Source organism: Asticcacaulis machinosus (assembly GCF_028550435.1).
In the GTDB taxonomy this organism is placed as follows: domain Bacteria; phylum Pseudomonadota; class Alphaproteobacteria; order Caulobacterales; family Caulobacteraceae; genus Asticcacaulis; species Asticcacaulis machinosus.
Genome location: NZ_JAQQKV010000005.1, coordinates 67553 through 77894, shown reverse-complemented (window position 1 = coordinate 77894; position 10342 = coordinate 67553). Strand labels below are relative to the sequence as shown.

Genomic DNA, 10342 nt, shown 5'->3' with positions numbered 1-10342 from the left:
GATGTTCTATAACCCCAAACGCAAGCACACAAACAATGGCATGTTGTCGCCCATTGACTTCGAAGACAGACAACGCATTTTGAAGACGCAAGGTGTCTACAATTCTAGGGGCACCTCACTGTCCTTGACCGCTGACGAAAAGGTTGCTGCCGATGAACGCCGCGCAGATTATCTCTAATTGAGTAATTATTATGGGAATTACTAATTGCGGATGTCCGCTTTCGGGCTTCTGCGACGATCAGCAAATGACCACTATGGGCGCCGAGGTGCCGTATGGCTTCAGAAGGCATTTTTTATATGTGCTTCGTTAATACAAGCGGACGAACTTTTTATCCGTTTCCAGATGGAATTTTGATGCGTCTGAAGGCTGAAGTGATGATCGCAGTAAGACACCTAAATCTGCACTTCAAAGCCGAACAAAGAGCCCTGAAAGTCACCTTTTTGGGGGACGCTCAGGCCGTGAGTCATCCAGTAAGCGCCACTGGCCGTGGGCGGCGTGCGGGGATCAAAGCCCCCTTCGATCACACGGATACTGTAGATTTTACGGGGATCAAGACCGCGCAGGGTGATCGCGGGCAGGGCATCGAGTTTAGTGCTGGAATGCACAAATGCGAACAGAACCGCCTGAGATTTATCGGCCGATACCGAGAGAGTCACAGAGCGGTTTGAACCATTCCGGGGGGATATCAACCGGTAAAGGTTGCCGTGCTGAACGGTTTTACGGATGGTCTTGTATTCAGCAATCAGGCGTTTGGCGGTCGCAAAATCGGACTTATCCCAGTGGTTGAGATTGGCCCCGATCCCTAAGCCGCCCTGCATCGACGATAGGAAACGGTAAGCCAGAGACGTCGAGCGTTGATTGACCCAGTTCGGGGAATCCGTCACCCAGGCCATCATGACCGCAGGCGCATAGGCATGGCTGAAACCCTCCTGCATGGTCAGGCGGTCATAGGGGTCGGTATTGTCGGAGGGCCAAACCTGATCGGTCAGAGCCATGATGCCCATATCGACCCTTCCGCCCCCGCCCGCACAGGATTCGATTTCGACATGGGGATGCCGGCGTCGTAACTCAGCCAGTAGGCCATACAGATTGCGGATATATTCAACATAAAGCTTAGGCTGCTGATCGGGCGCAACGTCGGGCCAGCCGGGCTCAGACCAGTTGCGGTTATAATCCCACTTCAAAAAGCTGATGTCATGGTCGCGCAACAGACTATCGAGCACACCCAGCAAATGATCGCGAACATCGGGGCGGGCCAGATTGAGCACCATCTGATTGCGGCCCTCAGTACGCGGACGGTCCCTGAAATTGATGATCCAGTCGGGATGGGCGCGATAAAGATCACTATCAGCATTGACCATTTCAGGCTCGACCCATAGGCCAAATTCCATGCCGAGGCTGCGGACTTTAGAGATCAGGGGCTTTAAACCCTTCGGGAATTTCTGTGGATTGACCCACCAGTCGCCCAGACCTGCCTTGTCTGAATTACGACCGCCAAACCAGCCGTCATCCATGACAAAGCGCTCGATGCCCAGAGATGCAGCTTTTTCGGCCAGCGCCATCTGGCCCCTGGCATCGACCGCAAAGGTCGTAGCTTCCCACGAATTATAGAGCACGGGCCGAATCTTTGGTGCCGGATGCCCTGGCAGAATATGGTTGCGCTGAAACCGGTGCATGAGGCGCGAGGCTCCGCCCATGCCGTGGTCGCTGTAGCCAGCGTAAAAGGTCGGCGATTCCAGTGTCTCACCGGGCGCGAGGCGATAGTCGAAATCAAACGGGTTATAACCCGCCACCACATGCACACCGCCGACGGCATCCTTATCAACGGTGATGCGCCACGATCCGCTCCAACCCAGAGCCCCGAACCAGACCGGGCCGTCCTCTTCGTCGGTATCGGCGCGGGATATGGCGATCCACGGATTGTTCTGATGGCCCGTGGAACCGCGACGGCTTTCCAGCACGGTGGAGCCGGCCTCCAGTGGCCGTTCCTGAAGTGTCCATTCCGCCGCCCAGCGGCCGGTCAGGTAATGCAGGCGGTAATCGTCATTAACCGGCAGGTTGAGGATAGCGGCGGCGAAATGCTGCACGTCGATCCAGTCGTCGGTGCGGTTTTCGACGACGGCCGATCGCGACAGAATACCGGTATCAGCGTCCATGATGTAGCGCAGATCGACATAGATATTGCGGGCGATATCCTTCAGGCGCACGCTAATCGTGCTGCCCTCAAGACTGTGGCTCAGATAGGTCAGCACGACATCGCGGCTGCCGTCGGGACACGCGACTTTAAGCCCCGGTTCAATCACCATACCGCCTCCAAAGCCGCTGTATTCAAGCGGTGAAACGGAGATGGCCAAATCAAACGACGAGTGATCCCCACGCGCCGTAACCGGGCCCAGAGTATCGCCGTCGCCAAGTCGCCCGCCCCAATGCAGGGTCTCTAACTGGCCCTTGGTGTTTATACCAAACGCATAGGTAACGCCGCCGCCATCCAGTCGAAAGGCCTTCTGGCGATCATTATAGGCTGGCTGGGCCCGTGATTTCAGGGGCATTGACAAGATGGCGGCCCCACTGAGCAGGGCCAGACACAGACGACGGCGATCCAGCATAGTGGCGCTCCTACTTGGTGGGGGTGAGGACAACGACGGCCCCGCCGGAGGCCGCCAGTTTCAGGTTCAGGGTTACATCCGCTGTGACCGCCTGATCACTGACGGACAATGAACTGATGTCGGCACCATCCTGATGGATTCTGGCTTTGAACCTGCCCTTGCCGAGGAATGATAACGGTACGCTCAGGTCACGCGGGTCTTCGTTGCCCATGACCCCGATATACCAGGTCTTACCCGACCGGCGGGCGGTGACGATATACTGGCCGATATCGCCCGACAGTACGCGGGTTTCATCCCAGGTGGCGGGCACATCGCGAATGAACTCCGCACCGTCAGCCCATGAGCCGTCGGCTTTTTTATATACCTCCGGACTGTCGGCCACGGTAACAAAGGGTGAGTCATAGACGACATACATGGCCACGGCCTGCCCGCGCGTGGTTTGCACAAACGGCGCGCTATTGCGTTTTTGGATCGCAAACGCTTCGGGCGTCAGGTGACGGAATCCTCCGGGCGTATAATCGATGGGCCCCAGTATCATGCGGGTAAAGGGCAGGGTTACATTGTGGGTGGCGGTGATGCGGGTCGTGCCCTTATTATATTCCGCGCCCATGACCCCTTCCTGAGTGACGTAGTTGGGGTAGGTGCGGGCCAGACCATTGGGCGGATAGGCGCCGTGCAGATTGACCATAATGTGGTGCTCGGCGGCCTTCGACAAGAGTTTGTGGTAGTAGTCGACCATCTCCTGATCATTGCGATCAAGGAAATCGACTTTGATACCCTTGATGCCCCAGGCCTGATATTGAGCCAGCGCCTGATCCATCTGTGCGTCGAGCTGCTTCCATTGCACCCAGACCCACACGCCAACGCCTTTGGATTTGGCGTATTTAAGGATGTCCGGCATGTCCACGGCGGGTATGGCCCTGGTGACATCGGAATTGTTGGTCGGCTCAACCGAACTGCCGACCGACCAGCCCTCATCGATGAGGATGTATTCAAGCTTCATTGCGACGGCGAAATCGATATAGGCTTTATAGGTGGCGGTATTTATGCCTGCCTTTGCCCCTGGCACGTCGATGGTCCAGTGGCTCCACCAGTCCCAGGCGCTTTTGCCCGCCTTGATCCAGCTTGTGTCGGTAAGTGTGCTCGGTTCCGCCAGTGTTGGGATCAGGTTTGAAGCCACCAGCGATCCGGGTGTATCGCCCAACATAACCACCCGCCACGGGGTTTGCGCGGAACCGTCTTTGAGAGACAGTGTGGCCAGAACGCTTGATTTGAAGCGCAGATCGCGGTCGCTGTCAAAGCGCGGCGGCAGCACTGTGGCGAGACCTAAACCGCCGTCATCACGACCGGCATAATAGGCGCCGGGATAGTTTCTGACATCGGACTCCGCAATGGCGAAGGTGGTGTTTTCAACGCCGGTCTTACATACCAAAGGGGCCATGAAACGATTGGAACCCCGGATCTTTGAGGCCTTGACCGGATCAAACTCGGCCTCTGAGCTGCTGTCATAGCGGCCGATATTGCTGCCGACACACTTATAGTCGTTGGGGAAATTGAACTGGGTGTTTTCCTGATGAATTTTGAGGGTTTCCGGCAAGCCCGGCTGCTGAGGCAGGACGTAGCGCAAGGCCACACCCTCATCATAGGCGCGCACAATCAGGGTGTAGTTGAGCTGCACCGGGCCGGGTTGGTTCAGGTCAATCCGGGTCTGGTTATAATGATCAGCAACCCGTGAGGCCTTGCCCACCACGGGGGTGTAGGTGGTGTTCACCGTTATGGTTTTTTGCCCGACCACATCCACGGCTGAGGCGCCGATCTGTCCGGCATCAAAGCGCAAGCCGAGCGGTGACGGGGCAATAATGGGGTGCCCATCGCGGCTGACGGAATAGGTCAGGCCCGTCGCTGAGGTTTCGACCCGGATCACATTGCGTCCGTCAGGTGAGGTCGTAACAACCGTCCCGGCTCTGGCCAGTGTGGCGGTCATGGCCAGCAGACTTGCAGCGCAGAACAGGCCCAAAGATGGGCTTTTAAGATAGCTTAGCATAGTTTCCTCCAGACGGATCGGCCCGGTTGTCCGGGCGCAATTTATAGATCAGGGTCGCGCAGCACGGGCGGCCAGAACCAGCGCCCCCAGAACACCGGCCTTATCGCCAAGCTGTGCGGGTTGAATATAGCTGTCAAATGCCGCGCGCTCATCCAGCGCTTCCAGATAACCATTCATCAGCCGGAAAGCTTCATCGCGGGCGGCGCTCAGAACCTGGGCATTAAGACCAACACTGCCGCCGACCAGAATGCGTTGTGGGGAGGCGATCAGGGCCAGCGAATAGAACATCTGCCCCAGATAACCGCCAACCAGCGCCCATACCGGATCGTCAGGGCTCAGGTCTTCACCGGCTATACCCGTGCGAGCCTTAATCGCCGGCCCGCTGGCCAGCCCTTCGAGGCAACCGGTATGAAACGGGCAGGCCCCTTCAAACGGATCGCGAGCGGGATCGCGCCTGATCGGTACGTGGCCGGCTTCGGGATGCAACAGACCGTGGATGGGCCGGTCATGGCTGATGACGCCGACACCGATTCCGGTGCCCACCGTGGTATAGGCAAAGCTGTTCAACCCCCGCGCCGCCCCCCAGCGGGCTTCGCCAAGGGCGGCACCATTAACGTCGGTATCGAGCGCCATAGGAATGGTGGGAAAGGCGGCCATCAAGGGCCCCATCAGATCGAAATGGCTCCAGCCCGGCTTAGGGGTCTTGCGAAAATGCCCAAAGGTCTCACGGCCTGTGGAGACTTCGATCGGGCCAAAACTGGCAATGCCTATGCCGTCAATCGGCCCTGAGATATTTTTCACCGCGGCGATGACATCACTCATGGTCGCTTGCGGATCGCGGGTCGCAATACGCAGGGTCGGAGACAGGTCATCCGGGCCCGTGCCTGTGGCTATATTGACCTTGGTACCGCCGATTTCGATGCCTATGAAACGCGTCATTGTCTCAAGCCTCCGCGATGTACCAGTAAAGCGCATAGGGGGGTAATACCGCCCCGTCCGCGCCAACAATGACCCGGCCCGGCGGGGTGATGGTGACAGTGGCATCGCTGAAATTGGCCACGCAAACAAAGCGGCCCTGCGCCGAGGGGCGTTCAAACCATAACACTGAAGACAATGGCGTTTCCACGACAGTTATGCCTGAGGCGAGATTCAGGTCTTTGAGGCGCCGCGACAGAGTTTTAAGATAATCAAACATCTGCCCTTGCGGTGTGGCGGCATCCCGGCGTTTTTCGGCCAGGCCCCAATCCATGTCCGGACGATGCAGCCAGCGGATTTCATCACGCAAAGCCGGGGCATCACGAAAGGCCTCAAAATTTTCAAGACCGATCTCGTCGCCCATATAAAGTAACGGCACGCCGTCCAGGGCATAGGTGACGCCGTAGAGCAGTTTCAGCCGGTCAAGCGCCTGCGGGTCGTCAAGGCCGCCGCACAGACTGGCCGCCATGCCGCAGCCAGAGGCCGGAAACCCTTCGGGGGCCTGAAACGAAAGGCCTTTGGCGTAGGAGTCTTTTCCGGCATAGAAATCGGCCCACCTTTGAAGCCTGTTCATCGGCACGCTGTCCGCCAGCGCCAGCCAGATGATATCGTCATGGCACCGCACATAGTTCAGCCACTGGCCATGAGCGGGCTTGGCGGTGGTTTTTGCGATGACCGATTGTAGGATATCGGTTTTCTGATCGGCCAGTGCCCCCCACAGCGCCGTCATGACGCCATTATTGTAGGCGAGGTCACATTCGGGATTTTGCGGGGTGCCAAAGAACGGCAGAACGGCGTCAAGGCTTTCGATCGCTTCGGCCAGCAAAAAGACCGATGGTGCCACGATCGACAACAGGGCGCGGAACGCCCGCAGAATATCATGGGTTTCCGGCAGGTTGCGGCTGATTGTGCCTTTGCGCTTCCATAAGTATGCCGTCGAATCGAGGCGGAAACCTTCAACCCCGGCATTGGCCAGATAGAACAGGACATCGACCATTTCGGTAAATACGCGCGGATTGGCATAGTTCAGATCCCATTGGAAGGGGTAGAAGGTCGTCCATACCCAGCCGCTGGCTTCGGGCACATAGGTAAAGCTACCGGGGGCGGTGTCGGGAAAGACATCCTGAAGTGACGCTTCCCACGCATCGACTTCGGTCTGGGATTTCAGGACAATGTAAAAGTCCTGAAAGGCTGGATCGCCGGATAACTGCTTTTGCGCCCAATCGTGTTCTTTGGCAGTGTGATTGAGCACCATATCGAGCACCAGCGACATGTCACGATCGCGGAGATCGGCGGCCAGTTGCTTCAGGTCGTCGAATCCGCCAAGGCGCGGGTCGGTTTGGCGATAATCGGCGACCGCAAAGCCGCCGTCGCTATTGCCCTCACGCGGCTTAAGCAAGGGCAGGGGGTGAAAGATACCTATGTTCAGTTCTTTCAGATAATCCAGATGCTGAGATGTGCCCACTAGGGTTTTGCCGAAGCGGTCAATATAGGTGCAATAGGCCGGACGGCCAGGTTTAAGATACCAGTCAGGCACATGCTGACGGCTGGCGTCCAGCTCGTTAAGCACCTGAGGCCGTGCGGAGCGGGCGTTGATGACCCGGCGCTCCAGTTCCGCCATAGCGGCGCTATAATCCGGACGGTCACTATAAAGCCGGGCGAGCGCGTCGCAGGCGGTTTGCCAGTGCGCATGGGCTAAAGCCGGCAGACCTGAAAGGGCGTGAGTCTGGGGGGGGACTTGAGCCATAAGGGGCATGATAATCCGTCTGAACAAAAGCGAAAGAAAAGACCGCCCTACGGGTTTTGTCTCAGGAGCGTGAGGCCGTAGGGCGGTGAGTTATTTGGGAAGGTGCCGCTTGGGAGTTGGGATGCGTGTACTGGCGCGGACAGCTTCGATATAGGGGTGAACTCAAATGCAATCGATTGCAAGATTATTTTAAGTGGAGCGTAAAATATTTTGGATGGCGGCCGTATATCGGGCATTTCCGGCTTAAAATGCGACAATAATGCTGCATATTGCGCCGCGGTATGACTTGCGCGCGAAATTTTATTTGCAATCGTTTGCATTAAGTGCCATTTCCTGATCATGGAGCATTCAGGCCCAAGCGGGCCGTTCATCACGCAGTTTTAGACATTCCAGAGCGACGCCAAGATCGCCGTAGATGCTACAGCACAGGAAACCAGAACTATGAAACCCGAATCCCGTAATTTATCCAAAGCCTTGATGATTGGTGCCTCTGTCTGGGCCTTGGGCTTTGCCGCCCATTCCCAGGACGTTCAGGCGCAGGACGCGCCGTCAGTAGCCCCTCAGGCCGATGACGCGGTCGAAACCGTCATTGTGACCGCATCAGGCCGCGACAAAACTCTGCTTAAGAGTTCCGTATCTGTCGCCAGCGTGTCGGCTGACCAGATCAGCGACTTTACGCCGCGTTCAGAAGCCGAGGTTTATCGCCTGATTCCGGGCATTCAGGCTCAGGACACGGCCGGCCCCGGCGGTAACTCAAACATTTCGGTTCGGGGTATTCCTGTGGTAACGGGCGGTTCGGAGTTTGTGCAGCTTCAGGAAGATGGCCTGCCGACCGTGCTGTTCGGCGATATGAACTTTGGCAATAACGACTACTGGATACGTTATGATCAGTCGGTTGAACGCCTCGAAGGTGTGCGCGGGGGCGGGGCTTCAACCTTTGCGTCGCAGGCGCCCGGTGCTGTTATCAACTACATCAGCAATACCGGCAAGGTCGAAGGCGGCATGATCGGTCTGTCCAAGGCGCTGGGCTATGATGAAACCCGCGTCGATTTTGCTTATGGCGGCCCGATTAATGAAACCCTGCGTTTTCATGTCGGGGGTTTTGTTCGCGACGGCAGCGGCCCGACCGACATTGGCTATAATGCGCTGAAAGGCTATCAGATCAAGGGTAACGTCACCAAAGATCTGCATGAGGGGAAAGGCTATCTGCGCCTGAATTTCAAGCGACTGGATGACAAAGCGCCGACCTATACCACCATGCCTTCAATCGCCAAGCTGGACGGCAATACGATCACGGACTTCTCGCCACTGCCGGGTTTTGATGCCCGCAAGGATTCGAACCACTCCATCTACAATCAGAATTTTCAGGTGCTGAATAATGATGGCACTCTGGAAAATGTCCCGATGGAAGGCATTCATGTGAAGGCGACCGCGATAGGCGGTGAATTTCATTATGACTTCAGTGACAATCTGTCGGTACATAATGCCCTGCGCTGGACGGATCAGAGCGGTGCCTTCCGTACTCAGTTCCTGAATGTGGCAACCACCGCCAGTATTATCGGTTCGACCGTCAATGGCAGCACCGTCGGCTCTATCGTCTACGCTAACGGCCCGAAAAAAGGGCAGGTCTATACCGGCACCTATCTCAACAATAACCCCAATATCGACACCCGCATGAGCGATATGGGCAGTTTCGTCAACGATCTTGTGGTGACAGGCAAAACCGACATTGCCTCTGGTCGGCTGACGGTCAAGGCGGGCTATTTCTATATGCGTCAGTCCATAGCTCAGGAATGGCATGTCAACCGCTCCTATTCCGAACTGAGCGGCGATGATCCGGCACAGCTTAACCTGTTCACAGGGGCGGCGGGCACCGGCACTCAACTGACGGCAGCGGGGCAGGCGGGTTTCAATGATAACTGGGGTAATTGCTGTGCGCGGGCCTATGATCTTACCTATGTCGACGAAGCGCCTTATCTGTCCCTGAACTGGGTACGTGGTGCCCTTGATCTCGACGCCAGCGTGCGCCGTGACACCCTGACGGCCTCAGGCTGGGCGCGGGGCGGAGTGGCAGGGCCCAACGTCACCGTGACCGATGAAATGGGTATGGCTATTTTGCCATCGATGGTGGCGGGTGGCACACCTGAAGTTCTGGACTACGACAAGAGCTATACGTCATGGTCGGTCGGCGTGCTCTACGCGCTCAATGACGACACGTCCGTCTTCGTTCGCGCCAGCAAGGGCGGCCGCTTCAATGCTGACCGCCGTATTCTGGGGGGCAACTTCAATGTCGACGGGTCGTTGAGTGCCCAAGGTGAGACCACGGCGGTCAATTTCATAGAACAGCAGGAAGTCGGTGTGAAACGGCGTGGTAATATTGCGGGGGCGCGCTACAGCTTCGAGGCCACGCTCTTTAAAGCCGATCTTGTCGATAACAATTACGACTTTACCCGGATCACCAATGGACTCGATCCGGTCATCAGTGAGACCTATGAGAGTAAGGGCTTGGAACTGTCGGGGCGTGTACGTTACGGCAAGTTCAGTGTCTTCGGGGATGTCACGGTGACGGATTCCAAGGTCGCATCCAGTGGCGTTGCACCGGGCGCCCTGCCGGACTATTCGTTCCAGGTCTCGCCATCCTATGACTTCGGTCGCGTTCAGGTGGGGCTAAGCATCAACGGTCAGGGCAAGAGTCTGGCCTGGAGCGGTCAGGAGGTTGAAGGGCAGACCTATGTTAACGGCTTTGTCAAATATGATATCTCCGAAGGTCTCGAACTGGCTCTGAATGCCAACAATCTGTTTGATACGCTGGGCTACCGCGGCAGCGGCGGCTTACTACAAACCAGCCCGACGTCGGGGATATTCTCCAACTCGGCGGTACTGGGCCGCACGGTCAGCGCTTCGCTCCGTTACCGGTTCTGATGCTTTATACCTGCTCCGGTCTAAGAAATCACCGGAGCAGGCCTTTG

Annotated in this window: 5 protein-coding genes; 1 reads left to right on the top strand and 4 read right to left on the bottom strand. The window is 57.0% G+C overall.

Going from position 1 to position 10342, the window contains the following annotated elements; genetic code table 11:
* Window positions 1-393 precede the first annotated feature (393 nt).
* From PQU98_RS16875 to PQU98_RS16860, 4 genes are read right to left on the bottom strand one after another with little or no spacing between them, the layout of a single operon-like run.
* Window positions 394-2607, bottom strand: a complete 2214-nt coding sequence (locus tag PQU98_RS16875; RefSeq protein WP_272746139.1) for an alpha-galactosidase — start codon at window positions 2605-2607, stop codon at window positions 394-396.
* A gap of 10 nt (window positions 2608-2617) precedes the next feature.
* Window positions 2618-4651 (bottom strand): glycoside hydrolase family 97 protein, encoded by a 2034-nt coding sequence (locus tag PQU98_RS16870; protein ID WP_272746138.1) that lies wholly within the window; start codon window positions 4649-4651, stop codon window positions 2618-2620.
* Window positions 4652-4699: 48 nt separating this feature from the next.
* A complete protein-coding gene (locus PQU98_RS16865; protein ID WP_272746137.1) occupies window positions 4700-5590 on the bottom strand; it encodes an ROK family protein in 891 nt (296 codons plus the stop codon).
* Window positions 5591-5594: 4 nt separating this feature from the next.
* Window positions 5595-7373, bottom strand: coding sequence for an alpha-amylase family glycosyl hydrolase (locus tag PQU98_RS16860; RefSeq protein ID WP_272746136.1), 1779 nt, complete (start codon window positions 7371-7373; stop codon window positions 5595-5597).
* 441 nt (window positions 7374-7814) lie between these two features.
* Here PQU98_RS16860 and PQU98_RS16855 point away from each other — a divergent pair, with 441 nt between their 5' ends.
* Complete coding sequence (locus PQU98_RS16855) at window positions 7815-10295, top strand: TonB-dependent receptor domain-containing protein (protein WP_272746135.1); 2481 nt, start codon at window positions 7815-7817, stop codon at window positions 10293-10295.
* The last annotated feature ends 47 nt before the right edge of the window (window positions 10296-10342 follow it).